Here is a 24,646-nt window from a genome sequence, read left to right as displayed (position 1 = left end):
TCATGACCGCCATTCCCCTGGGCCTTCCCGAGGTCCCGGCCCGTCCGCTCGCCGAGCGCCGCAGGAGCCGGCAGATCCAGGTCGGCAGTGTGGCGGTGGGCGGGGACGCGCCGGTGTCGGTGCAGTCGATGACGACGACGCGGACCTCGGACGTGGGTGCGACGCTGCAGCAGATCGCGGAGCTGACGGCGTCGGGGTGCCAGATCGTGCGGGTGGCGTGTCCGACGCAGGACGACGCGGACGCGCTGGCGACGATCGCGCGCAAGTCGCAGATCCCGGTGATCGCGGACATCCACTTCCAGCCGAAGTACGTGTTCGCCGCGATCGAGGCGGGCTGCGCGGCGGTGCGGGTGAACCCGGGCAACATCAAGAAGTTCGACGACCAGGTGCGGGAGATCGCGCGGGCGGCGAAGGACCACGGCACGCCGATCCGGATCGGGGTGAACGCGGGGTCGCTGGACCGGCGGCTGCTGCAGAAGTACGGGAAGGCGACGCCGGAGGCGCTGGTGGAGTCGGCGCTGTGGGAGGCGTCGCTGTTCGAGGAGCACGGGTTCCGGGACATCAAGATCTCGGTGAAGCACAACGACCCGGTGGTGATGATCGAGGCGTACCGGCAGCTGGCGGAGCGGTGTGAGTATCCGCTGCATCTGGGCGTGACGGAGGCGGGTCCGGCGTTCCAGGGGACGATCAAGTCGGCGGTGGCGTTCGGTGCGCTGTTGTCGCGGGGGATCGGGGACACGATCCGGGTGTCGCTGTCGGCGCCGCCGGTGGAGGAGGTCAAGGTCGGTATCCAGATCCTGGAGTCGCTGAATCTGCGGCAGCGGGGTCTGGAGATCGTGTCGTGTCCGTCGTGCGGGCGGGCGCAGGTGGATGTGTACAAGCTGGCGGAGGAGGTCACGGCGGGGCTGACGGGGATGGAGGTGCCGCTGCGAGTGGCGGTGATGGGGTGTGTGGTGAACGGGCCGGGGGAGGCCCGGGAGGCGGATCTGGGGGTGGCCTCGGGCAACGGCAAGGGGCAGATCTTCGTCAAGGGCGAGGTGATCAAGACCGTGCCGGAGTCGAAGATCGTGGAGACCCTGATCGAGGAGGCCATGAAACTTGCCGCACGCATGGAGGGGGAGGACGCCGCGGCCGGCGCCCCCGCCGGCACGGGAACACCGACGGTGACAGTGGGTTGAAGCGCAGCACGGACCGAGAGGGGGACCGGCGTGAGCATTCTGGAGACGATCCGGGGACCACGCGACCTGAAGGCGCTGTCCGAGGCGGAACTCGGTGAACTGTCCGACGAGATACGCGAGTTCCTGGTGCACGCGGTGGCCAGGACCGGCGGACACCTCGGGCCCAACCTGGGGGTGGTCGAACTCACCGTCGCACTGCACCGCGTCTTCGAGTCGCCGGTGGACCGGATCCTGTGGGACACCGGGCACCAGAGCTATGTGCACAAACTGCTGACGGGGCGTCAGGACTTCTCCAAGCTGCGCGGCAAGGGCGGCCTGTCCGGCTATCCCTCGCGCGAGGAGTCCGAGCACGACGTCATCGAGAACAGCCACGCCTCGACCGCGCTGGGCTGGGCCGACGGGCTCGCCAAGGCGCGCCAGGTTCAGGGGGAGAAGGGGCATGTCGTCGCCGTCATCGGGGACGGCGCGCTGACCGGCGGCATGGCCTGGGAGGCGCTGAACAACATCGCGGCCGCCCGCGACCGGCCGCTGATCATCGTCGTCAACGACAACGAGCGCTCCTACGCCCCGACGATCGGCGGCCTGGCCAACCACCTGGCGACCCTGCGCACCACCGACGGCTACGAGAAGTTCCTCGCCTGGGGCAAGGAGGTCCTGCAGCGCACCCCGGTGGTCGGCGGCACGCTCTACGAGTCGCTGCACGGCGCCAAGAAGGGCTTCAAGGACGCCTTCGCGCCGCAGGGCATGTTCGAGGACCTGGGGCTGAAGTACCTCGGTCCGATCGACGGGCACGACGTACGGGCCGTGGAGTCCGCGCTGCGCCGCGCCAAACGCTTCCACGGCCCCGTCCTGGTCCACTGCCTCACCGAGAAGGGCCGCGGCTACGAACCCGCCCTCGCGCACGAGGAGGACCACTTCCACACGGTGGGCGTGATGGACCCGCTGACCTGCGCCCCGCTCGCGCCCGCCGGCGGCCCGTCGTGGACCTCGGTGTTCGGCGACGAGATCGTGCGGATCGGCGAGGAGCGCGACGACGTGGTGGCGATCACCGCCGCCATGCTGCACCCGGTGGGACTCGGCAAGTTCGCCGAGCGCTTCCCCGACCGGGTGTGGGACGTGGGCATCGCCGAGCAGCACGCGGCGGTGTCCGCGGCCGGTCTGGCCACCGGCGGCCTGCACCCGGTCGTCGCCGTCTACGCCACCTTCCTCAACCGCGCCTTCGACCAGCTGCTGATGGACGTGGCGCTGCACCGCTGCGGGGTGACCTTCGTCCTGGACCGGGCCGGCGTCACGGGCGTCGACGGGCCCTCCCACAACGGCATGTGGGACATGTCCGTGCTCCAGGTGGTGCCGGGCCTGAGGATCGCCGCGCCGCGCGACGCCGAGCAGTTGCGCGCACAGCTGCGCGAGGCGGTCGCCGTCGACGACGCGCCGACCCTGGTGCGCTTCCCGAAGGAGTCGGTCGGACCCGAGATCCCGGCGGTCGGCCGGGTGGGCGGCATGGACGTCCTGCACCGGGCGGAGCGGCCCGAGGTGCTGCTGGTGGCCGTCGGCGTGATGGCGCCGGTGTGCCTGCAGGCGGCCGAGCTGCTCCAGGCGCGCGGCGTCGGCTGCACGGTCGTCGACCCCCGCTGGGTCAAGCCCGTCGACCCGGAGCTGCCGGGCCTGGCCGCCGGGCACCGGCTGGTGGCCGTGGTGGAGGACAACAGCCGCGCGGCCGGGGTCGGCTCAGCGGTGGCGCTCGCCCTGGGCGACGCCGAAGTGGACGTACCGGTGCGGCGGTTCGGTATCCCGGAGCAGTTCCTCGCGCACGCCAAGCGTGCGGAGGTGCTGGCGGACATCGGACTCACCCCCGTGGAGATCGCCGGTCGGATCGGGGCGAGCCTCGCCGCCCGGGCCGCGGACGGCGGGGCCGTCATGGCAGTCAAGGAGACAACCGAATGACCACGGAGTTCGACCTCGGCGCCCTGCTGGCCGGGCGCGGCGCCGAGCGCTACGAGCTGCACGCCAGGCACCTCAACCACCAGCTGCCGCGGATGCTGCACACCATCGGCTTCGACAAGGTCTACGAGCGGGCCGAGGGGGCGTACTTCTGGGACGCCGAGGGCAACGACTACCTGGACATGCTCTCCGGGTTCGGGGTGATGGGCCTGGGCCGGCACCACCCCGTGGTGCGCAAGGCGCTGCACGACGTCCTGGACGCCCAGCTCGCCGACCTGACCCGGTTCGACTGCCCGCCGCTGCCCGGTCTGCTCGCCGAGCGGCTGCTGGCCCACAGCCCCCACCTGGACCGGGTGTTCTTCGGCAACAGCGGCACCGAGGCGGTGGAGACCGCGCTGAAGTTCGCCCGCCGGGCCACCGGCAGGCCGCGCGTGCTGTACTGCGAGCACTCCTTCCACGGGCTGACCACCGGCTCGCTGTCGGTCAACGGCGAGGACGGCTTCCGGGACGGCTTCGGCCCGCTGCTGCCCGACACCGCCGTCCCGCTCGGCGACCTCGACGCGCTCGCCCGTGAGCTGAGGAAGGGCGACGTGGCCGCCCTGATCGTGGAGCCGATCCAGGGCAAGGGCGTGCACGAGGCACCGCCCGGCTATCTGCGCGCCGCCCAGGAGCTGCTGCACCGGCACAAGGCGCTGCTGATCGCCGACGAGGTGCAGACGGGCCTCGGCCGCACCGGCGACTTCTACGCCTACCAGCACGAGGAGGGCGTCGAGCCGGACCTGGTGTGCGTGGCCAAGGCGCTGTCCGGCGGCTATGTGCCGGTCGGCGCCACCCTCGGCAAGGACTGGATCTTCAAGAAGGTCTACTCGTCCATCGACCGGGTGCTGGTCCACTCGGCGAGCTTCGGGTCCAACGCCCAGGCCATGGCGGCGGGCCTGGCGGTGCTGTCGGTCATGGAGAACGAGCAGGTCGTCGCGAACGCCCGGGCGACCGGCGAGCTGCTGAAGTCCCGCCTGGCCGCCCTGACCGGCACCTACGAGCTGCTCGCCGACGTGCGCGGCCGGGGCCTGATGATCGGCATCGAGTTCGGCCGGCCGAAGTCGCTCAAGCTGCGCGGCCGGTGGACCATGCTCCAGGCGGCGCGCAAGGGGCTGTTCGCGCAGATGGTGGTCGTGCCGCTGCTCCAGCGCCACCGCATCCTGACCCAGGTCTCCGGGGACCGTCTCGAGGTGATCAAGCTGATCCCGCCGCTGGTGATCGGGGAGCGGGAGGTGGACCGGTTCGTGGAGGCCTTCACGGCCGTGATGGACGACGCCCACGGCGGCGGCCTGATGTGGGACTTCGGCAAGACCCTGGTGAAGCAGGCCGTCGCCAACCGCTGAGGGCGGCGGCCGCCGCGGGCCGGCCGCTCTGCCTCCTTGCCCCTGGCCCGCGCGTTGCCTGGGAGGCAATAAATTTGCCGCTGAGGCAAAGCTCGGGCTCAATGGAGCCATGAACTCCCCCGAGTCCGGGCGCCCGGCGGGGCCGGCCGAGCACCTGCCCGCCGTGGCGCCGCAACTGCGCGCGCTGCGCCGCCGTGCCTCCCTCACGCTGGAGGCCGCGGCCCGGGCCGCCGGGCTGTCGCCCGCCCACCTGTCCCGGCTGGAGACCGGGCAGCGGCAGCCGTCCCTGCCGATGCTGCTCGCACTGGCCCGTACCTACGGTACGACGGTCTCCGAGCTGCTCGGCGAGACCCCGGTGGACCGGGACGCGATCGTGCGGGCCGCGGAGATGGAGCCGACCCGGGCCGGCGGCTGGACGTACTGGCAGGCCGGCGCGTCCGCCCGCGGGATGCAGGCCCTGCGGGTTCGTGTCCCGCACGGCTCCCAGGGCGACATCGTGCGCGTCCACCCCGGCGAGGAGTGGCTGTACGTGCTCGGAGGGCGGCTGCGACTGCGGCTCGGCGACTCCGTCCATCTGCTCGCCCCGGGGGACAGCGCGCACTACGACTCGCTGACCCCGCACCGTCTCGCCGCCGAGGACCCGGGCGGCGTCGAACTCCTCTTCGTCCACACCCTGCTGCAGAGCCCCACGGCCGCACTGTGCCTGGGCCCCCTGACCGGAGACATGCCATGAGCAACCTCGAAGACAAGCTTCCGCGCGCCCTGTGGGTCCGGCTCGTCATCTACATCGCCGTCGGACACCTGTTCGCGGCGTTCATCTGGCTGCTGTTCTCGGTCGGCGCCAAGTAGCCAGGGCCGCTCCCGAGCGGTCGGGGTCGCTCCCGAGCAGCCGGGGCCGCTGTGGCCGCTGTCGGGGCCGCTCAGTCCAGCAGGCGGTCCCGCAGCCGCTCCCGGGTCTCGGGGGCCAGCCGCAGCCCGCGCTCCAGATAGGCGTCGACACCTCCCCAGGTCTCCTCGATGGTCTCCAGGGCGGCCGTCAGATACTCGGCGCGCGCGTCGAAGAGCGGACTGAGCAGCTCCATCACCTCGGGGCAGTAGGCCGAGGCCGCGGTGCTGCTGCGGTGCACCCGGTAGCGGCGGTGCTTGGCGTTGGACTCCAGGTAGTCGGCGACGATCGCGTCGCGCTCCACGCCCAGCGCCAGCAGGGTCACCGCGACCGACAGGCCCGCGCGGTCCTTGCCGGCCGCGCAGTGCATCAGGGTGGGGACGCTGTCCCCGGCGATCTCGTGCAGCACCCGGGAGTGCTCGGCGGTGCGCTGGGTGATGATCATGCGGTAGGAGGCGATCATCCGGTCCGCGCCCTTGCCGTCGGCCAGGATCGAGCGCAGCTGCTCGAGGTCGCCGTCGCGCACCATCTTCCAGAACTCCGCGCCGTCCGCGGGGTCGCTCAGCGGCAGGTTCACATTGCGCACGCCGGGCAGCTCGACGTCCGGCCCCTCCAGCCGCTGGTCCGCCGCGTTGCGGAAGTCGAAGATCGTGTGCAGGCCCAGCGAGGACAGGAACGCCGCGTCCTCGGCGGTCGCGTGCGCGAGGTGCCCGCTGCGGAACAGCACGCCGTGCCGCACCCGCCGGCCGTCCACGGTGGGGAGCCCGCCCACGTCGCGGAAGTTGCGCACTCCGGCCAGCTCGGGCTCGGTCGACGGGACCTGCTGCGTCACGGGGGGCTCCTCCCAGTCGGCCCCGCCTTCACGGCTCGTCGGCGGGCGCGATGTCGACGATACGACACGGCGTCCTGGGGCAACGAGTTGTCCACAGGCCGCCGCCCCGGTTCCCCCACTCGTCTCCCACTCGACCGGATTCGCTGCATCTGTCCGGATAGACGATTTCGTTCGAACTCGATCCGGAATGCGGTGATCTGGCGATCCGTGCGTGAGCAGCGTCATAGTGATGACGGTCCGTCACTCGCCATGCCCACGTAATCCGAGCGGTTCCGCAGCGTGTTGACGAAGCGGTGGCCGTCCGGTTTCACGCTGGGTGACCGGAATCGACGGCGACGGATCATGCGGAACGACTACAACCGGAATCAACTGCTTGTCCACGCGCGTCCGGCTCGCCTACCTTCCACACCCATCCGGACGGACGCCGAATCCTGCCGCCGTCCGGAACCCGGAACTCACCCGTGCACGGCAGGAGCGGGGGACCCACACGCAGGACGGCCTGCTCCGGTTCCCGGAACAGGCCAGGGGTGAAGCCGCGAGAAGGCGGCCGGGCAGCTCCAGCCCGAACCCGACAGCTCACCTCGCAGGCGCCGGAGAGGAAGCCGCCATGCCCGCGAAGGGTAAGCACCGACGACCGAAGACCCAGCGCCTGACCCGCTCCATAGCCGCCGCCGGCACCGGCGGCGCCGCACTGGCCCTGCCGCTCATCGGGGCCGCCGGCGCCCACGCGGCGCCCGCGAAGTCCGCGCCGGACACCGCCGTCCGCACCGCCGCCACGGCCGGGAAGCAGGACGCGGCGCGCACCGAGGCCGTGCGGACGCCCACGCAGACCGTGCGGACGTACACCGTCCGGCCCGGCGACTGCCTCTCCCGGATCGCCGAGCGGCAGCAGGTCCGCGGCGGCTGGCCGGAGCTCTACGCGGACAACCGGCAGGCCGTCGGCGACGACCCCTCGCTGATCCACCCCGGTCTGAGGCTGCGGCTGGACGGCGGCTCCGCGCCGGCCGGCGCCACCGGGGCGCCCGAGTCCACGGCGCCCGCCCCCTCCAGGGCGTCCGCCCCCGCACACACCCCCAAGACCCCCAAGGCCTCCAAGGCGTCCAAGGCGAAGCAGGCCCCGCGGGCCACGGCCGCCGACCGCGCCGCGGACAGGACCGCCGGCAAGGCCGCCGCGACCACCGCCACCGGCTACACCCTCCCGGTGTCCGGCGCCGCCATCGGCACCGCCTACCACACCGCCGGCAGCATGTGGTCCAGCGGCTACCACACCGGCGTCGACTTCGTCGTCCCGACCGGCACCCCTGTCAAGGCCGTGGCCGCCGGCACGGTCGTCTCCGCGGGCTGGGGCGGCGCCTACGGCAACCAGGTCGTCGTCAGACTGCACGACGGTCGCTACGCCCAGTACGCCCACCTCTCCCGGCTGTCCGTCTCGGCCGGGCAGGCCGTGGCCGCGGGCCAGAAGCTCGGCCTGTCCGGCGCCACCGGCAACGTGACCGGCCCGCACCTGCACTTCGAGATCCGCACCGCGCCCGGCTACGGCTCCGACGTGGACCCGGTCGCCTACCTCCGCGCCCACGGCGTCCCCCTCTGATCCTCCCGCCCCACGGGCGCCGCCGCCACGCCCCCCGGCGCCGGCGCCCCGCCGGGCCCTTCCCCCCTGCCTGACACGCCGCCGAAGGCCGGACCCGCGCCACGGGCCCGGCCTTCGGCGTACCGCCGGACCTTCCGCCCGGCCCGGGATATTCCCGGCCGGGCCCGGATTCCCCGTGGCTTATCTCACCGTCCGTCAACCCCTGCCTACGGTCGCGTAGGTCACATTGAAGGGTGAATCATGGTCCGCCGTGGCAGACGATTCGAAGAGTGACAGCAGATCAGTGATCGGGTCGTACGTGGCGGTGGGGGACAGCTTCACCGAAGGTGTCGGCGACCCCGGCCCCGACGGGGCGTTCGTCGGCTGGGCCGACCGGTTCGCCGTACTGCTCGCCGACCGGCGGCCCGAGGGCGACTTCCAGTACACCAATCTCGCCGTGCGCGGGAAACTGCTCGACCAGATCGTGGCGGACCAGGTCCCGCGAGCCGTCGAACTCGCCCCCGACCTCGTGTCCTTCTGCGCCGGCGGCAACGACATCATCCGGCCCGGCACCGACCCGGACGACGTGGCCGAGCGGTTCGAGAAGGCGGTCGCCCGGCTCACCGAGGTCGCCGGCACCGTCATGGTGACCACCGGCTTCGACACCCGGGGCGTGCCCGTCCTCAAGCACCTGCGGGGCAAGATCGCCACGTACAACGGGCATGTGCGGGCCGTCGCCGACCGCTACGGCTGCCCGGTGCTGGACCTGTGGTCACTGCGCAGCATCCAGGACCGCCGCGCCTGGGACCACGACCGGCTGCACCTGTCGCCCGAGGGGCACACGCGCGTGGCCCTGCGCGCCGGCCAGCTGCTCGGCCTGGAGGTTCCCGCCGACCCGGAGCAGCCCTGGCCGCCGCTGCCGCCCCGCGGCACCCTGGAGATCCGCCGCGACGACGTCCAGTGGGCCCGCGAGTACCTGGTGCCCTGGATCGGCCGGCGTCTGCGCGGCGAGTCCTCGGGCGACCATGTGACGGCGAAGGGCACGCTGTCGCCCGCCGACATCAGGTCGCGCATCGCGGCGGTGGCCTGAAGCCCGGACTGCCCGAAGCCCGGACCCGGCCCGGACCCGGCCGGACCCGGCCCGGACTCGGCCGGACTCGGCCGGACTCGGCCGGACTCGGCCGGACTCGGCCGGACTCGGCCGGACTCGGCCGGACCCGGGCGGACTCGGGCCGGATCCGGCCCGGCGGGGGTGCGTCTCCGCGGGCCGGGTCCGCCGCCGGGTCGTGCGGTCCGGCAGCGGTACGGCTGCTGCCGCGGGCTCCTCGGCGCGGGGCGCGGGGCGCGGGCGACTGCCCCTCGTCGTCTCAGCCGGCCGTGACGCCGGTCAGCGCGGCGTGGTCCAGGCCGAGTTCGCGGGCGAGTGCCTCGTCCACCCACTGCTGGGCGCGGGCGCGGGAGACCGCGCCGCCGTAGGCGGTCATCTGGACGGCCAGGCCGTCGAGGAGCGCCGTCAGGCGCAGGGCGGCGCCCCCGGGGTCGGCGCAGTGGAACTCACCGGCCGCCGCGCCCTCCACGACGACCTCGGTGAGGGCGGCCTTCCACTGCCGGTCGAGGTCCCGCGCCACCTCCCGCAGGGCGGGCTCGCGCAGCGCGGCCGCCCAGCCCTCGATCCACAGCCGCCAGCCCTTGGCGGTACCGGTGGGCGCGTACCAGCGCACCGCGGCCCGCAGCCGGCGCAGTGCCGTCGTACGCCGGCCCAGCAGCCTGCGCAGACGGGCCAGATCGTGCTCGGCGGCGTGCGCGAAGGCGGCGGCGACCAGCCTCTCCTTGGTCGAGAAGTGGTACAGCACCAGGGCGTTGCTCACGCCGAGGGCCGAGGCCACGTCGGCGATCCGCACCGCCGCGACGCCCCGCTGCTCGATCTGCCCGATGGCGGCCCGCAGCAGCTCCTCGCGCCGCTCCGCCACGCTCAACCGCACTCTCGCCACGCGGTCACCCTAATCGCTCGTGCCCCAGGGACAAGACGAGACCAGGCCACGGCCTACGGCCCACGGACCACGGGCCACGGGTCACGGGCCATGGGTCATGGGTCACGGACCACGGGCGGGGGCACGGCCCACCGGTGCACCCGTGGCGCTCCCGCCGCGTCCGAGGCCCGCGAGCGCCGCGTCCCGGGGACATCCGGCTGTCACAGGGGCCCCGCATAATGGAAGACCTGACCGACTCCACCTGGAGGTACCGTGGCAGGCTTCCGTCCCCTGAGCTCCGGGCTTCGAGCCCTGCGGCCCGCGGCCTTCGGTGCGGACCCCGGCGGGGAGCGCATGGCGCGCATCCGCCGTTCCCCCCACTTCGAGGACGGTGTGTTCCAGAACCCCGGGGGCCCGGCACGGACCCGGCCCTCCGGCTCGATGACGACCTTCGCCAAGCGCTACTTCGACAAGGACGAGCGCCCCCGCCGCTCCCCGCTGGGCACCGTGCCCGTGCACGCCACCACGCTCGCCGACCTCGCCCGGCCCCCGGCCACTGGTCTGCGGCTGACCTGGATGGGCCACTCCAGCGTGCTCGCGGAGATCGACGGCCGCCGCGTCCTGTTCGACCCCGTGTGGGGCGAGCGCTGTTCGCCCTTCCCCTTCGCGGGCCCCAAGCGGCTGCACCCCGTGCCACTGCCCCTTCAGGCGCTGGGCCCCGTCGACGTGATCGTCATCTCGCACGACCACTACGACCACCTGGACATGCCCTCCGTCAAGACGCTCGCCGGCACCGACACCGTGTTCGCGGTGCCCCTCGGGGTGGGGGCCCACCTGGAGCACTGGGGCGTCTCCGCCGCCCGGCTGCGCGAGCTGGACTGGGGCGAGTCCACCGAGGTCGCCGGCCTCACGCTCACGGCCACGCCGGCCCGCCACTTCTGCGGCCGGGGCCTGCGCAACACCCAGCACACACTGTGGGCCTCCTGGGTCGTCGCCGGCGAGGAGCACCGGGTCTTCCACAGCGGCGACACCGGCTACTTCGACGGCTTCCGGGAGATCGGCGCCGGTCACGGCCCCTTCGACGCCACGATGATCCAGATCGGGGCCTATTCCGAGTACTGGCCCGACATCCACATGACGCCCGAGGAGGGCGTGCGCGCCCACCTCGACCTCCAGCAGGGCGAGCCCGGTGGTGCGCTGCTGCCGATCCACTGGGGGACGTTCAACCTCGCCTTCCACCCGTGGGCCGAGCCCGGCGAGTGGACGCTGGCCGCGGGCGAGGCCGTGGGCCAGCGGGTGGCCGTGCCCATCCCGGGCCTGCCGTTCGAACCGGCCGGCGAGCTCCCCTCGCGTCCGTGGTGGCGGGATGTGTCTCCGGCGCTGAGTCGCAAATGGCCTGTTCCGGAGATTGCTTCGGTGGCGGCTCGTGACGACCTCGACCTTGTGGGCGAGGGCTGACCGTGGATGAACTGAAGTGGGTCGCCGATGTCCCGGCCGCGATGAACGAGTCGGAGCGGCAGCAGGCCCTTCGAACGATCGACGGACCGCCTCGGATGGAGGAGCAGGAGGTGCCGCGGCTGCGCGTACCCCTGCCAACCGCGGTGTGCGTGACGAGGCTGAAGATCACGACGCGCATCGTTCCGAGCGCGTAGAACCCACAGGGTTCCGGACGTGCGAGCAGGGGACCTGTTGCGCAGTGAGATGGGCATGCACCGCCGGCACAGGGACATCCGGTGCACAGGGCCTTGAGAACGGGGCTTGCGCTGCTGGTACGGGCCTGGGTCCGAGAGCGGGGCGGGGCATGGACGTGCCATCCCGGGGGCGGCTCCGCGCTGAGGTCTGGGAGGCCAGGCGCACAGCCCACCCCGGTTCGCGCAAGGCGTGAGCGGTTGTGCGGTGGCGGCTTACCGGTCGTGCAGCACCTTCGGGCGGGTGACGGGGACGACGGTGAGCAGGTCGTCCAAGCCCTTGAAGTCGTCCGGGTTGGTGGTGAACAGGGGCAGGTCTTCCGCGACGGCGATGGAGGCGATCATCAGGTCGGCGATGCGGCGCCGGGTCGTGCGGCCGGCACTGATGACGGCGGCGCAGACGCGGCCGTAGATGCGTGCGGCTTCCGCGTCGAAGGGGATGGGGTCGAACTCGTTCTCGGCGCGCTGGAGGATGTCCGTGCGGCGGGCGCGTTCGGCGTGTTCGTCGTAGTCGTCCTGCTCGGCGTTGCCGCGCACCTGGTGGGGGCCGGCGGAGAGTTCCGCGAGGGTGATGGCGGTGATGGCCACCTCGGCGGGCAGCTCCTGCGGATTGATCCACTTGCGCAGGATCATGATGTTGGTGTCGAGAAGGCCCTGCTGATACGCGGTGGGCCGGTGCTCATCGGGCATAGGGGTCGTCCGGCTCCTGCTCGGCGGCGGCATCCTGGTCTGCGCGCAAGGCGTCCAGGGAGATGTCGGGGGCGGTGCGGGACATGGCGGCGAACTCCCCGCGCGGGACGAAGCGGCGGCGACGGCGCAGGGGGATCAGCTCACCGATGCGATGCCCGTCGCGGGTGACGGTGAAGGCCTGGCCGTCCTGGACGGCGTCCATGATCTCTTTGGATCTGGTGCGCAGGTCGCGTTGGGTGATCTCGGGCTGGGCGGTCACGGCTCCACGGTAGCCCTCATGTGCTATCGGGTGCCACTTCGTAGCACCGCGGTGTTACTGGGGGAGGTCGCCGGATCTCGCACCCAGCACCCGGCGGGAGGGGTTGAATACCGGTGTGGCACGGCACGTGGTGGGATTCGGCGAGGAGGATCTGCGGGCCCTGGCCGGGGTTCGGTCCTTCGATCGCGGGCTGGGGTATGTGGTCGCGGTGAGTGGCCTGGAGGTGGGCGACGGCTCGGTCACCGCCACGGTGCACGGCACCGACGTCTACGAGGTGGAGCTCACCCTCGGTGAGGGCATCGGAGTCTCCGGGTGGTGCGACTGCCCGTACGGGCAGGAGGGCAACTTCTGCAAGCACTGCGTGGCGGTGGGGCTGACCGTGCTGCGGCAGTCGGAGGCGATCCCGCGTCAGCGGGCCGCCGCCCGGGCACGGGCCTCCCGCCTGGAGGCGTGGCTCACGGCGTTGTCCCGTGACCAACTGCTTGCACTGGTGCGAGAACAGATCGGGGAGGACCGGGAGCTGCGTCGGCGTCTGGAGCTGCGGGCCGCGGCCGCGCACTCGGACACGGGCGCGGTCAGGGATCGGATCCTGGTGCTGATCGACCCGCGGCCCTTCGCCCGGTACGGATACGTCGAGTACGCGGACGCCACCAGGTACGCCCGGCAGGTCGAGGAAGCGGCCGACGCACTGCGTGCCCTGGCCTCCGGGGGGCTGGCGGCGCAGGCGGTCGGTCTGGCGGAAGAGGCGATCCGGGCGCTCGGGCGGGCCTACGAGGAGGTCGATGACTCCGACGGGGTGGTCGGGCAGGCCGTCGCCGCAGTGTCCGAGGCCCATCTGGAAGCGTGCTCGGTCGCGCGCCCTGACCCGGACCGGTTGGCCGAGTGGCTGGTCGGCCAGGTGCTCGGCGACTGGAACGACGCGGCGGACCTCGACCCGCTCGACTACGCCGACGTCCTGGGGCCGACCGGACTGGCCCGTATGCGGCAACTGGCGGCCGAGGCGCGGCGGCGCAGGCCGAACGGCTGGGCGGAGCGGTACCTGATGGAGCGCCTGGTCAAGGCGGAAGGTGATGTGGACGCGCTGGTCGCCCTGTACGCGAAGGACCTCGTGCCGTCCGGCGCCACGCATCTGCGCATCGCCGAGGAACTGGAGGCGGCGGGCCGCGCGGACGAGGCGCTGGCGTGGGCGGAGCGCGGGTTGCGGGACACCGCCGCCGAGGCCCACGTCGACGGCCGCCTGGCCGACTATGTGTGCGCCCGCTACACGCAGGCAGGCCGGACAGCTGAGACGGTCGCGGTCCGCCACGACCGCTTCCGAGTGGAGCGCTCGCTCGTTGCCTACCAGCAGCTGCGCGCCGCAGCCCGGACCGCAGGCTGCTGGGAGAGTACGCGGGAGGCGGCGCTGGCCGTCCTGCGCGAGGACGCGTGCCGGGACCGCGGCGCTTGGTACCGCGGCCCCGTGCTGCTGGACGCGCTGCTGGATGACGGCGATCTGGATGCCGCCTGGCGGGAGGCGGCCGACCGTGCCGACGATCGGCAATGGCAGTGGCTCGCCGACCTCTCGCGCGAGAGGCGCCCGGCCGACGCACTCGCGGTGTACTTGCGGTTGATCGAACCGCTGAAGGAGCCGACCGGGGACCGCGTGTACGAGCGTATGGCGCAGCTACTGCTCAACGCCCGTGACTGTCACCGGGCGATGGGCACCGAGGCCGAGTTCACCGCCCAACTCGCCGGCCTGAGGGCGGAGCTGAAGCGGAGGCGCAAGCTGATGACCCTTCTTGACCGGCACGGGCTGTGAACTGCCTCCGGAGGGCGAGTCCGGGGCCAGTCCTCAAGGAGCGCAGTACACGCGAACTGCCCACGCGTCCGTGGTGGCGGGACGTGTCGCAGACCGTGGCGCGCAGCTGGCCGGCGCCCGAGGTCGCCCTGAAGACGACCCGCGGTCTCGATCTGGTGGGCGAGGACTGACCGTTCGCGGCCCCGGACGAGCCACCGCGGTCGCCCCCCGGGCACCCGGGGTGCGCTCCCGCGGGCACTGAAGCGCCGCCGGGCGGCGGTCGTGCGCGCCGTGCGGCGGTCGTTGCGCGGTGCGGCGGTCGTGCGCGTGGCGCGGTGATCGTACGCGCGGATCGGCCGGCGCCTGCGCGCGGAGCGGCCCCGCCCCGCGCGCAGGCGCGGGCCGGGGCCGCCCGGGCGGTGTCCGGGTCAGTCGGCCACCTGGCCGCTGCTCGAATCACTGGAGAAGATGAGGAAGTACTCCGTCCCGTCCTTCACCTTGCTGGCCGCCACACCCCACTTGCCCCCGCTGATGGTGCGCCAGGAGTTGCAGGTGTCCGTCTTCTTGAAACAGGTGGCGACCTGGACGGTCTTCTTCGGCTTGACGTTGATGTCGGCACAGGCCGACGACGTCCGGGCGTAGCCGGATCCCGTGGGCCAGTAGCCGACGGTGGTGGAGTAGTTGACCGCGCCGCCGTAGCAGGACTGGGCGGTCGAAGGGGCGGCGCCGGCGTTCGGCGTGGTGATCACGAGGGCCGAGCCGGCGAGTCCGAGAACGGCGACGGCGGTCGTGAGCGTTTTCCTCATGCGTGATACCCCCTGAAGGCTGTGCTGTGGATGCGGTGCCGCGGCGGTGCCAGTCTGGGCGAGTCACCGGCGGCGTAGGACGCGGTGCGCGCACGGTTGTTGGCATCGCGCGCACGGACGGTGCGGGCGCGGTACGGACGGGCGCGTTCAGGACCGGGCGCCCGACAGCCTGCGGTACTCCCGCGGCGAGAGCCCGTACGCCCGGCGGAAGGCCCGGCTGAAGTCCGAGGGCCTGGGAAAACCCCAGCGTGCGGCGATGACGCCCACCGGCCGGTGGGAGAGTTCGGGGGCGCGCAGGTCGCGGCGGCACCGCTCGAGGCGCCTGGCGCGGATCCAGGCGGCCACGCTCGTCTCCTCGCTTTCGAACAGACGGTGCAGATAGCGCACCGAGATGTGGTGGGCGGAGGCGATGGCCGCCGGCGTGAGGGCGTAGTCGTCCAGATGGCTCTCGATGTAGCCGCGGACGCGCAGCAGCAGGGTGTCCCGCCGGGGCGCGGCGAGCGCGCGCTCCTCCCGGCCGAGGCGACGGGCGAGGAGCGCCAGGGTCAGGTCGGTGACGATCCCGCCGAGCCGTACCGAGTCGGTGCCGGTCAGCGGATCCGGGGCGTGGGCGAACTCCGGCGCGGCGATGGCCTCCAGGAACCGGCGCAGCAGCCCGGCCACCGGGTCGTCGCCCGGGATGGGCAGGCCGGCCGGCGGGATGCTCCGCCGCTGCGGCAGCGGCAGCAGTTCCCGCGGGAACTGCACCATCAGCGAGGAGTAGTGGATGTCCTCCGGGACATGGGCGGTGAACGGCTGCGCGCTGTCGTAGAACAGGAGGCTGCCCGGGCCCAGGCAGACCTCCTGGGAGCCGCCGATGAAGCGCTGGCCCCCGGTGCGGATCAGCGCGAGCTGGTAGGTCCCCGGGTCGGCGGCGCGGATGAGCCGGGGTGTGCGGCGCGACCGCAGCGAGCCGTAGGACAGTTCGGCGAGCCGGACCGGGCCGAGTTGCGCGGCGCGGAGCGTGGCGTTGAACTCCCGTGCCGCACCCGCGCAGCCGACACGGTCCAGCCGGGTGGCCGTGAGCTGCCGGGCGCACAGCTCGCCCCAGGCGTCGAACCGGTCCGTGGCCGGCAGGTCCGTACCGTCGAACACCGGACGTAACACAGTTTCCCCCTTATTGCATGTGCATGACATGGTGCGTGTGCGTGGTGACAGGTCGGTCGAAAGGGTTCCCAGTGATGCCGGAACCGTTCCGAATGGTACGGATCAGGAGGTGTCGCCTGAAGGTGCCGACCGGCCGATTCCGCCGCCCCGGACGTGGCCGGTGAGGACCCAACTCCGCCCCCGGCGAACGGTTTTCGAACGGTCTGGGTACCATCTGCGCCACCGGAGGGCGGAACGCGTGGGCGGGCCGCCGGTGAGGGGCGTCGCTGGTGACGAAACGGGAACGGTCCGTCGTGCGGACGTCCGGTCCGGCCGCGATGCGGGGCGGCATCCACCCGGAGACCGGCACGGGAACGCGCACGGGAGCCGGCACGGGGGCCGGCACGGAGAGCGCTGCCGCGATCGGCACCGGGACGGGTCCCGGAACCGGCACCGGCACCGGTACCGCAGCCGGCGCCGGTGCCCCGGCCGGCCGGGCCGGCGCAGTCCCCGCCGCGGCGCGGCGGACGGCCGCCTGGCCGGAGCGGTTGCGGCGCTTCGGCTACGCGGCACCGCCGCGCACCTCCACCCCGGCCCGCCTGGTGCCGCCGTTCCCCGAGCCGCCCGTACGGCTGTGGCGGGCGGCGGGACTGCCGCCGGCCGCCGCCCGCCGTGCGGCCGCCGCGACCGGCTGGCTGGGACCGCTGCTGGTGGCCGCCCTCGCCGGGGTGATCCGCCTGTGGCGGCTGGGCGAGCCGCGCACCCTGATGTTCGACGAGACGTACTACGCCAAGGACGCCTGGTCCCAACTGCGGCTCGGCTACGAGGGGGTGTGGCCGGACCGCAGGATCGCCGACCCGCAGGTGCTGGCCCACCCGCACGACGTCCCGCTGTCGGACACCGGCGCGTTCGTGGCCCATCCGCCCATGGGCAAGTGGGTCATCGCGGCCGGGGAGTGGGTGTTCGGACTGGACCCGGTCGGATGGCGCATCGCCTCGGCGGTGCTCGGCACGCTGTCCGTCCTGATGCTGTGCCGCATCGGCCGGCGTCTGCTGCGCTCCACGTTCCTCGGGTGCCTGGCCGGGCTGCTGCTGGCGGTGGACGGCCTGCACTTCGTCCTCAGCCGCAGCGCGCTGCTGGACCCGTTCGTGATGTTCTTCGCGCTGGCGGCCTTCGGCTGTCTGCTCCTCGACCGCGACGCGGCACGGAGCCGGCTGGCCCGCCTGCTGACCGAGCGGCAGGCCGGCTCCGGCGACCCCGTACGGCCGGACGCGTGCACGGGGGAGGGGACCCGCCTCGGCGGGCGTCCCTGGCGCTGGGCGGCCGGGATCCTCCTGGGGCTCGCGTCGGCCACCAAGTGGAACGGGTGGTACTTCCTGGCCGTCTTCGCGGTGCTGACCCTCCTCTGGGACGCCGGCGCCCGCCGGGTCGCGGGGGCCCGCCGCTCCTGGCGGGCGGTGCTGCGCAGGGACCTCGCCCCGTCGCTGCTCTCGCTGGTGCCGGTCGCCGTCGTCACCTACCTGGCCACATGGACCGGCTGGTTCCTGTCGGACAAGGGGTACGGCCGCCACTGGGCGGACGGCCGCGGCGGCGCCTGGGCGTGGATACCGGCCCCGCTGCGCAGCCTCTGGCACTACGAGCACCAGGTGTACCTGTTCAACGTCGGGCTGAGCACACCGCACCCCTACCAGTCGAACCCGTGGAGCTGGCCGGTGCTCGGGCGGCCGGTGCCATTCCTCTTCGAGTCCTCGCCGCACGGCCGGGACGGCTGCCGTGCCGCGGAGGGCTGCGCGCGGGAGGTCGTCGCCCTGGGCACGCCGCTGCTGTGGTGGGCGGCCTGCGGCGCCCTCGTGTACCTGCTGTACCGGTGGGCGTTCGGGCGCGACTGGCGGGCCGGCGCGATCCTGTGCGCGGTGGCGGCGGGCTGGCTGCCCTGGTTCCTGTACCAGGACCGTACCGTCTTCAGCTTCTACGCGGTCGTCTTCCTGCCCTACCTGTGCCTGGCGGTGGCGATGACCGCGGGAGCGTTCCTCGCCGGGCCGAGCGGATCCGCCCGCCCGCGGCCCGGACCGTGGCCCGGCCCGTGGCGCGGCGTCCGGCGCCGGATGTGGCGCGCGGTGGGTGTGGGCGCCCTGACCCTGCTGATCGTGTGGAACTTCGTGTACTTCTACCCGCTCTACGCGGGGGTGGATCTGCCGTACGGCTCCTGGCGGGCCCGCATCTGGCTCGACACGTGGGCGTAGCGGCCACGGACCGCCGGGCCCGGCGCGGAAGGGGCGCCCGCCGTCAGCGCGGGGAGCGCGCCGACGCCAGGTGAGCGCGGACCGCGCTGCTCGCGGCGGCCTTCGCGGCGTCCACCACCCCGACGGAGGCCGTCCCGGGCCGTTGCCGCCCCCGGCCGGGTGGATGTCCGTCCTCCGCCCGGCAGCGGCGTCGATTTCCTCGGTCTGCCGTGCGAACCGTCATACCAGAGCGGGACGCCGCACCGGAGGAATTTGCAACTGCCGAGCGCACATGATGCCTTGATGACTACCGTGAGTGGCCGCCGGGCGACGCGGAGCCGAACACCCCTCGACTTCCCCGACCGGTACAGCGATGGCGCATGCCCGCTCGCGTCCGACACGCGAGCACACAGGCCCGACGGATCAGCCCGAGGAACAGATGTCTCACCTCCGCGCACCGGCCGCCCGCGCAGACCGCCGTGAAGGCGGGCGGCACGGGCGGCCGGTAGCCCGCACCGTCCCCTCGCTGCCCGAGACCCACATACGGCCCCAGCTCCTGCGCCTCGCGGTGCTGCCGCCGACCGCGGTCGCCCTCGGCGCCGGGGCCGCCGTGCTCTTCACCGTGCGCTCCACCCACGCCCGCCCCGGCCTCGCACTGTGGTCCGTGCTGGCGGGCGCCCTGTCGGTGACGCTCGCGGGCATCGTGATCGCCGCCGTCGCCGCGCGCCGCGCCGCCCGCTCCGTACAGGAGCGGATCGGCACGCTGCGGCGCGGCACCGCGCGCCGCGAGGCCGAACTGCGCGCCCTCGTCGAAGCCCTGCGGCACGGCGAGACCCCGGTCCCGCGCACACCGCGCGGAGAACCGCCGCAGGACGCCGACGAGTTCGAGCTGCTCGCCGCCGATCTCGCGCGGGCGCACGACGGCGCGGTGCAGGCCGTCGTCCAGGCCGCCCAGCTCTCCAGCCAGGCAGGCAGCGAGCAGAAGCTCGAGGTCTTCGTCAACCTCGCCCGCCGGCTGCAGTCCCTGGTGCACCGCGAGATCTCCATCCTCGACGAGCTGGAGAACCAGATCGAGGACCCCGACCTGCTCAAGGGCCTCTTCCACGTCGACCACCTCGCCACCCGGATCCGCCGCCACGCCGAGAACCTCGCCGTGCTCGGCGGCGCCGTCTCCCGCCGCCAGTGGAGCCGGCCCGTCTCCATGACCGAGGTGCTGCGCTCGGCGATCGCGGAGGTGGAGCAGTACTCGCGGGTCAAGCTGGTCCCGCCGATCGACGGCCGGCTGCGCGGCCACGCGGTCGCCGACGTCATCCATCTGCTGGCCGAACTCGTGGAGAACGCCACCGTGTTCTCCGCCCCGCACACCCAGGTCCTGCTGCGCGCGGGTCTGGTGACCTCCGGACTGGCGGTGGAGGTCGAGGACCGGGGGCTGGGCATGCCGGTGGCGGAGCAGGTCAGGATGAACGCCCTCCTGGCCGACCCCGACCAGGTCAACGTCGCCAGCCTGCTCGCGGACGGCCGGATCGGGCTGTTCGTGGTCTCGCAGCTCGCCCGCCGGCACGGCATCACCGTCCGCCTGCAGACGAACATCTACGGCGGGGTCCAGGCCGTCCTCGTGGTGCCGCAGGCACTGCTGGGCGGCGCCCCCGGCGGGCCGGAGGAGGTCTCCGGGCCCGAGCCCGCCTCCGCCGACGGCACGCGTCCCCACGTACCCGGCGCGCTCCCGCCCCCGCCCGCGCCCGGGGCGCCCCGGCCACCGCACCTCGCGCACCCACCGCACCAGGCCGACGGTCACCCAGGCCCGGAACAGCCCGCCCACGGACAGCCCGCCCACGAGCAGCACGTCCCCGTACGGGCCGCCCACGCGCACCCGTCCGACGGCGACGGCGACGGCGGCAGCGGCACCGGGGCGCTTCCGGCGGACGCCCCCGGCGGCGTCCACCAGCGGGCCGAACGGGCGTACCAGGCGTACCAGGCGGATCTGGCGGATCTGGCGGACCGTGCGGACCTGACGGACCGTCCGGACGCGCACGCGACCGCCCCGGACCTCCCGGCCGGCCCGTACACCGGCGACGTACGGCCGCCCGCCGCACCGGCGGACGGTGACGGCGCACGGCCGGCTCCCGCCACGGGCCCGCACGGCGGCGGCCCCGCGCCGCTGCCCCGGCGCGGGGCCCGCCAGACACGGCCGAACCCCGCGGAGGCCGTCCCCGGCGTCCGGAACGAGGACCGGCCGGCGGTCGAGGCCAACGCCGGGGTCCCGCCGACCCCTCGCGTCGGCCCCGTGCGCGGCACCATGGGCAGGCCCCAACTGCCGCGCCGCCGCGCCCAGGAGCACCTCGTCCCCCAGTTGCGCGGCGGTCCGGCGGCCCGCCAGGAGCAGGACGGCGAGCACCTCGTGGGCCACGACCCCGGACTGATGGCCGCCTTCCAGCGCGGCATCGGCCTGGCCGAGTCCCAGCCCGGCCCGCTGCTCCCGGACCCGGCCCGCCCGCAGGAGCCCGCCGCCCGGCCCGGCGACTCCGTGCCGCCCGGGACCCTCGGGGCGTACGACGGCGGGCCCTCGCCCGGCCACGACCCGGCCGCCCGGCACGGCGGGAGCGCCCCGGCCGGATGACCCGCCCGCAGCACGCCGCCGCGCACGCCGGCGCCACCGCCCCGCGCACCCCCACGGCGACCGGCGCCGCGACCGGCGCCGCGACCGCCACCGCGACCGCGGCCGTGACCGGCGTCCCCGCCTCCCCGGGCGCCGCCACCCGCACCGCCCCCACGCCCGGTCCAGCCCCACCGACCCGCACGACCCACCCTCGTTCCCACCCCCAGCGCTCCCGCAGAACTTCACAGAGCAAGGAGTCGATCCACCATGGCGAGCGATGTGCCGACCGGCCAAGTGTCCGACCTCGACTGGCTGATGAGCGGCCTCGTGCAGCGTGTCCCGCACACCCACAGCGCGGTCCTGCTGTCCTGCGACGGGCTGGTGAAGTCCGTCCACGGCCTCGACCACGACAGCGCCGACCACATGGCGGCGCTGGCCTCCGGCCTGTACTCCCTCGGCCGCAGCGCCGGGGTCCGCTTCGGCGACGGCGGCGAGGTGCGGCAGGTCGTCGTCGAACTCGACTCGACCCTGCTGTTCGTCACCACCGCCGGCTCCGGCACCTGCCTCGCGGTGCTCGCGGGCCGGGAGGCCGACGCGGCGGTGCTGGGCTACGAGATGGCGATGCTGGTCAAGAGCGTCCGCCCCTACCTGGTGACCGCTCCCCGCCAGCACTCCGTCGAACCCCCGGCGCTGCGGCCTTGAGCGCGGCGGTGGCCGGCGACGGGCCCTGGCTCGACGACGCGGCCGGACGGCTGGTGCGCCCCTTCACGGTCAGCAACGGACGCACCCGGCCCAGCGTCGCGCTCGACCTCATGTCGCAGGTGATGGCCACCGGGGTCACACCGCTGGGCTATCTCGGCCCCGAACACGGGCAGGCACTCGGCCTGTGCCTCGCCCCGGTGTCGGTCGCCGAGGTCGCCGCCCAGCTCAGGCTGCCCGCGGCGGTGACCAAGGTGCTGCTGTCCGACCTCGTGGACTGCGGGGCGCTGACCACCAAACCCCCCGTGACCCACCACCAACCCTCTGACCGGGCCCTACTGGAGGCAGTGCTCGATGGACTACGACGACAGCTCTGACTACGACGGCGGTGACCCCTTCCCCACCGCCTTGAAGATCCTCGTCGCCGGAGGGTTCGGCGTGGGCAAGACCACCTTCGTCGGCGCGGTGAGCGAGATCGCGCCGCTCAGCACGGAGGAACTGCTCACCACGGCCGGCGCGGCGACGGACAACCTCGACGGCGTGGAGAACAAGGTCGAGACGACCGTGGCCATGGACTTCGGCCGCATCAGCCTCGACCCGCGGCACGTGCTCTACCTGTTCGGCACACCCGGGCAGGAGCGGTTCTGGTTCATGTGGGACGAACTCTCCGAAGGGGCCCTGGGCGCGGTGATCCTCGCCGACACCCGCCGGCTCCAGGAGTGCTTCGCCGCCGTCGACTTCTTCGAGCAGCGCGGCCTCGGCTTCGTGATCGCCGTCAACGAGTTCGACGGCGCCCACCGGTACGATCCCGAGGAGGTACGGGCCGCCCTGGACCTGGGCGAGGACGTCCCCGTGGTCCGCTGCGACGCCCGTATCTCCAGCTCCGGAGTCCAGACCCTGCTCACCCTGGTACGGCACCTCATCGCCCGGACACCCGCGTCCGCCCCCGCCCCGAGCCGGCCCGCGCCGAGTCACGGCGCCCACCGGTGAACCCGGAAGAACCGAAGACCGCGACCGAGCCACGGAGCCCGGACATGACCCACGCCGACCGTCACGGAGCCCGCACATGACCCACGCCGACCGCCACGGAGCCCGCACATGACCCACGCCGACCGCCACGGAGCCCGGACATGAGCTACGACCCGCCGCGCCCGGCCGGTCGCCTGCTGCTCACCCCCGAGGACACGGACGCCCCGGCCCGCGCCCTGCGGCTGCGCCGGCTCGGTCTCGGGGGACGGCCCGAGGCCGGACTGGACGCCTTCGCGGACCATCTGGCGCACCTCACCGGGGCGCCGTACGCGATGGTCAACTTCCTCGACGAGGAAGGCCAGTTCTTCGCCGGACTGCACCGGCCCCGGCGCGACGTGCTGACCGTGGAGACCGCCGCACCCGCCGACGGCGGCGACCGGGACGGGGTACGGCGCGAGATGGGCCGGCGGCTGGCGCGCGACCACGGCTTCTGCCCCCATGTGGTGGCCCGGCGCAGGGCGCTGGTGCTGGAGGACGTCTGCGACTACCCGCGCTTCGCGGGCAACCCGGTGGTCGACGAGTTCGGCATCCGCTCCTACCTCGGCGCACCGCTCATCGACAGCACGGGGACCGTGCTCGGCACGGTGTGCGCGGTCGACGTCGAGCCGCGGCCGTGGGGCCGGCGGGGCCTGGAGACCATCAAGACGGCGGCCGCGGAGCTGGTACCGCGCCTGGAGCGGCGGGAGTCGGAGGGCTTCACGCTCTGAACCGGCCGGCGAGCACGCGGGCTGGGACAGCACACCGGCGCGGGCGCGGGCGGGGCGAGCACACGGGCGGGCTGGGCGAGGGCGCGGGGCGGGCGTGGCCGGTGTGAAGGAAAGCTGCGGCCGCGCTTAAGAAATCCTCGATGGACCACCGGCGCCGCCGTACGGCAGATTGCTGTGCGATTCCACTCCTCACCCCGGACACGGGTTCCTTCGGCATGCCCGGGCCCGGGGCCCGAACCACAGGAGACTGAGCGTTGAAGGCGCTGGTCAAGCAGAAGGCGGAGCCCGGGCTGTGGCTCATGGACGTGCCCGAGCCCGCCGTGGGACCCGGTGACGTACTGATCAAGGTCCTGCGGACCGGCATCTGCGGCACCGACCTGCACATCCGGGCGTGGGACGGCTGGGCGCGGCAGGCGATCCGCACCCCGCTCGTCGTCGGCCACGAGTTCGTCGGCGAGGTCGTCGGGACCGGCCGCGACGTCCTCGACATCAAGGCCGGCGACCTGGTCAGCGGCGAGGGCCACCTGGTGTGCGGCAAGTGCCGCAACTGCCTGGCCGGCCGCCGCCACCTGTGCCGGGCCACCATCGGCCTCGGCGTGGGCCGCGACGGCGCGTTCGCCGAGTACGTGGCGCTGCCCGCCGCGAACGTGTGGGTGCACCGCGTCCCGGTCGACCTGGACATCGCCGCGATCTTCGACCCGTTCGGCAACGCCGTGCACACGGCGCTGTCGTACCCCCTGGTCGGCGAGGACGTGCTGATCACCGGCGCGGGCCCGATCGGCCTGATGGCGGCGGCGGTCGCCCGGCACGCGGGTGCCCGCAACGTGGTGATCACCGATGTGAGCGAGGAACGGCTGGAGCTGGCCCGCAAGATCGGCGTCAGTCTCGCGCTCGACGTGTCCCGGGCCACCATCGCCGAGGGCCAGCGCCTGCTGGGCCTGCGCGAGGGCTTCGACATCGGCCTGGAGATGTCCGGCCGCCCCGAGGCCATGCGCGACATGATCGCCAACATGACGCACGGCGGCCGGATCGCCGTCCTCGGCCTGCCCGCCGAGGAGTTCGCGGTCGACTGGGCCCGGATCGTCACCTCGATGATCACCATCAAGGGCATCTACGGCCGTGAGATGTTCGAGACCTGGTACGCCATGTCGGTGCTGCTCGAGGGCGGCCTCGACCTCGCCCCGGTGATCACCGGCCGCTACGCCCGCGACGACTTCGAGGCGGCGTTCGCCGACGCCGCGAGCGGCAAGGGCGGCAAGATCATCCTCGACTGGACCGCGTGACCCGCC

23 protein-coding genes and 1 riboswitch are annotated in these 24,646 nt (G+C 73.5%); of the genes, 17 read left to right on the top strand and 6 right to left on the bottom strand.

Annotated elements, in window-relative coordinates; genetic code table 11:
• Positions 1–2: 2 nt before the first annotated feature.
• From ispG to ACI2LW_RS05730, 5 genes are all read left to right on the top strand, one after another.
• Positions 3–1,178 (top strand): flavodoxin-dependent (E)-4-hydroxy-3-methylbut-2-enyl-diphosphate synthase, encoded by a 1,176-nt coding sequence (gene ispG / locus ACI2LW_RS05750; RefSeq protein ID WP_404729860.1) that lies wholly within the window; start codon positions 3–5, stop codon positions 1,176–1,178.
• Positions 1,179–1,208: 30 nt separating this feature from the next.
• Entirely contained in the window at positions 1,209–3,122 is a 1,914-nt protein-coding gene (gene dxs, locus ACI2LW_RS05745; RefSeq protein WP_404729859.1) for a 1-deoxy-D-xylulose-5-phosphate synthase, read from the top strand.
• The gene (locus ACI2LW_RS05740) at positions 3,119–4,501 is read left to right on the top strand and encodes an aspartate aminotransferase family protein (RefSeq protein WP_404729858.1); all 1,383 of its coding nucleotides are present in this window, start codon (positions 3,119–3,121) and stop codon (positions 4,499–4,501) included. The genes dxs and ACI2LW_RS05740 overlap by 4 nt, the downstream gene beginning before the upstream one ends.
• A 109-nt stretch (positions 4,502–4,610) precedes the next feature.
• Complete coding sequence (locus ACI2LW_RS05735; RefSeq protein ID WP_404729857.1) at positions 4,611–5,234, top strand: helix-turn-helix domain-containing protein; 624 nt, start codon at positions 4,611–4,613, stop codon at positions 5,232–5,234.
• Positions 5,231–5,350 (top strand): DUF6126 family protein, encoded by a 120-nt coding sequence (locus tag ACI2LW_RS05730; RefSeq protein ID WP_404729856.1) that lies wholly within the window; start codon positions 5,231–5,233, stop codon positions 5,348–5,350. Before ACI2LW_RS05735 ends, ACI2LW_RS05730 begins: the two co-directional genes overlap by 4 nt.
• Positions 5,351–5,421: 71 nt before the next feature.
• Here ACI2LW_RS05730 and ACI2LW_RS05725 read toward each other — a convergent pair whose 3' ends face one another.
• On the bottom strand, positions 5,422–6,219 hold the full coding sequence (locus ACI2LW_RS05725; RefSeq protein ID WP_404729855.1) for a tyrosine-protein phosphatase: 798 nt from the start codon (positions 6,217–6,219) through the stop codon (positions 5,422–5,424).
• 412 nt (positions 6,220–6,631) lie between these two features.
• A riboswitch (cyclic di-AMP (ydaO/yuaA leader) is annotated at positions 6,632–6,822 on the top strand.
• 4 nt (positions 6,823–6,826) lie between these two features.
• On the opposite strand from ACI2LW_RS05725, the gene ACI2LW_RS05720 reads away from it, so the two are divergent.
• Positions 6,827–7,810 (top strand): peptidoglycan DD-metalloendopeptidase family protein, encoded by a 984-nt coding sequence (locus ACI2LW_RS05720; protein ID WP_404729854.1) that lies wholly within the window; start codon positions 6,827–6,829, stop codon positions 7,808–7,810.
• Between the two features lie 283 nt (positions 7,811–8,093).
• Positions 8,094–8,879: an SGNH/GDSL hydrolase family protein gene (locus ACI2LW_RS05715; RefSeq protein WP_404729970.1), complete on the top strand. Its 786-nt coding sequence runs from the start codon at positions 8,094–8,096 to the stop codon at positions 8,877–8,879.
• 277 nt (positions 8,880–9,156) lie between these two features.
• Here the strand turns inward: ACI2LW_RS05715 and ACI2LW_RS05710 are convergent, their stop codons facing one another.
• Entirely contained in the window at positions 9,157–9,780 is a 624-nt protein-coding gene (locus tag ACI2LW_RS05710; protein ID WP_404729853.1) for a TetR family transcriptional regulator C-terminal domain-containing protein, read from the bottom strand.
• A gap of 252 nt (positions 9,781–10,032) precedes the next feature.
• Here ACI2LW_RS05710 and ACI2LW_RS05705 point away from each other — a divergent pair, with 252 nt between their 5' ends.
• Positions 10,033–11,217: an MBL fold metallo-hydrolase gene (locus ACI2LW_RS05705; RefSeq protein WP_404729852.1), complete on the top strand. Its 1,185-nt coding sequence runs from the start codon at positions 10,033–10,035 to the stop codon at positions 11,215–11,217.
• Between the two features lie 2 nt (positions 11,218–11,219).
• Entirely contained in the window at positions 11,220–11,411 is a 192-nt protein-coding gene (locus ACI2LW_RS05700) for a hypothetical protein (RefSeq protein ID WP_404729851.1), read from the top strand.
• A gap of 252 nt (positions 11,412–11,663) precedes the next feature.
• On the opposite strand, the gene ACI2LW_RS05695 is transcribed toward ACI2LW_RS05700, so the two are convergent.
• Together ACI2LW_RS05695 and ACI2LW_RS05690 are read right to left on the bottom strand one after the other, a co-directional pair.
• Positions 11,664–12,137: a type II toxin-antitoxin system VapC family toxin gene (locus tag ACI2LW_RS05695; RefSeq protein ID WP_404729850.1), complete on the bottom strand. Its 474-nt coding sequence runs from the start codon at positions 12,135–12,137 to the stop codon at positions 11,664–11,666.
• Positions 12,127–12,396 (bottom strand): type II toxin-antitoxin system Phd/YefM family antitoxin, encoded by a 270-nt coding sequence (locus ACI2LW_RS05690; RefSeq protein ID WP_404729849.1) that lies wholly within the window; start codon positions 12,394–12,396, stop codon positions 12,127–12,129. Before ACI2LW_RS05690 ends, ACI2LW_RS05695 begins: the two co-directional genes overlap by 11 nt.
• A 115-nt stretch (positions 12,397–12,511) precedes the next feature.
• Here ACI2LW_RS05690 and ACI2LW_RS05685 point away from each other — a divergent pair, with 115 nt between their 5' ends.
• Positions 12,512–14,194, top strand: coding sequence for an SWIM zinc finger domain-containing protein (locus tag ACI2LW_RS05685; protein WP_404729848.1), 1,683 nt, complete (start codon positions 12,512–12,514; stop codon positions 14,192–14,194).
• Between the two features lie 407 nt (positions 14,195–14,601).
• Here ACI2LW_RS05685 and ACI2LW_RS05680 read toward each other — a convergent pair whose 3' ends face one another.
• Both ACI2LW_RS05680 and ACI2LW_RS05675 read right to left on the bottom strand, forming a co-directional pair.
• Positions 14,602–14,979 (bottom strand): hypothetical protein, encoded by a 378-nt coding sequence (locus ACI2LW_RS05680; protein WP_404729847.1) that lies wholly within the window; start codon positions 14,977–14,979, stop codon positions 14,602–14,604.
• Between the two features lie 147 nt (positions 14,980–15,126).
• Positions 15,127–16,113 (bottom strand): helix-turn-helix domain-containing protein, encoded by a 987-nt coding sequence (locus ACI2LW_RS05675; RefSeq protein ID WP_404729846.1) that lies wholly within the window; start codon positions 16,111–16,113, stop codon positions 15,127–15,129.
• A 281-nt stretch (positions 16,114–16,394) separates the two neighbouring features.
• Between ACI2LW_RS05675 and ACI2LW_RS05670 the strand changes: the two genes are divergently transcribed.
• From ACI2LW_RS05670 to tdh, 7 genes are all read left to right on the top strand, one after another.
• Positions 16,395–18,347 carry a dolichyl-phosphate-mannose--protein mannosyltransferase gene (locus ACI2LW_RS05670; protein ID WP_404729845.1) on the top strand — a complete coding sequence of 651 codons (1,953 nt, stop codon included), beginning with the start codon at positions 16,395–16,397 and terminating at the stop codon, positions 18,345–18,347.
• A gap of 418 nt (positions 18,348–18,765) precedes the next feature.
• Positions 18,766–20,943, top strand: coding sequence for an ATP-binding protein (locus ACI2LW_RS05665; protein ID WP_404729844.1), 2,178 nt, complete (start codon positions 18,766–18,768; stop codon positions 20,941–20,943).
• Between the two features lie 246 nt (positions 20,944–21,189).
• On the top strand, positions 21,190–21,624 hold the full coding sequence (locus ACI2LW_RS05660) for a roadblock/LC7 domain-containing protein (RefSeq protein WP_404729843.1): 435 nt from the start codon (positions 21,190–21,192) through the stop codon (positions 21,622–21,624).
• Positions 21,621–21,998 carry a DUF742 domain-containing protein gene (locus ACI2LW_RS05655; RefSeq protein WP_404729842.1) on the top strand — a complete coding sequence of 126 codons (378 nt, stop codon included), beginning with the start codon at positions 21,621–21,623 and terminating at the stop codon, positions 21,996–21,998. The genes ACI2LW_RS05660 and ACI2LW_RS05655 overlap by 4 nt, the downstream gene beginning before the upstream one ends.
• Positions 21,976–22,611 carry a GTP-binding protein gene (locus ACI2LW_RS05650; protein WP_404729841.1) on the top strand — a complete coding sequence of 212 codons (636 nt, stop codon included), beginning with the start codon at positions 21,976–21,978 and terminating at the stop codon, positions 22,609–22,611. The genes ACI2LW_RS05655 and ACI2LW_RS05650 overlap by 23 nt, the downstream gene beginning before the upstream one ends.
• 140 nt (positions 22,612–22,751) lie before the next feature.
• A complete protein-coding gene (locus tag ACI2LW_RS05645) occupies positions 22,752–23,357 on the top strand; it encodes a GAF domain-containing protein (protein WP_404729840.1) in 606 nt (201 codons plus the stop codon).
• 254 nt (positions 23,358–23,611) lie between these two features.
• Positions 23,612–24,640, top strand: a complete 1,029-nt coding sequence (tdh, locus tag ACI2LW_RS05640) for an L-threonine 3-dehydrogenase (protein WP_404729839.1) — start codon at positions 23,612–23,614, stop codon at positions 24,638–24,640.
• The last annotated feature ends 6 nt before the right edge of the window (positions 24,641–24,646 follow it).

The sequence above is a fragment of the Streptomyces sp. NPDC004065 genome (genome assembly GCF_044903565.1).
Classification (GTDB): domain Bacteria; phylum Actinomycetota; class Actinomycetes; order Streptomycetales; family Streptomycetaceae; genus Streptomyces.
The sequence above is the reverse complement of the archived record's forward strand: the minus strand, read 5'-3'. Positions and strand labels throughout refer to the sequence as shown.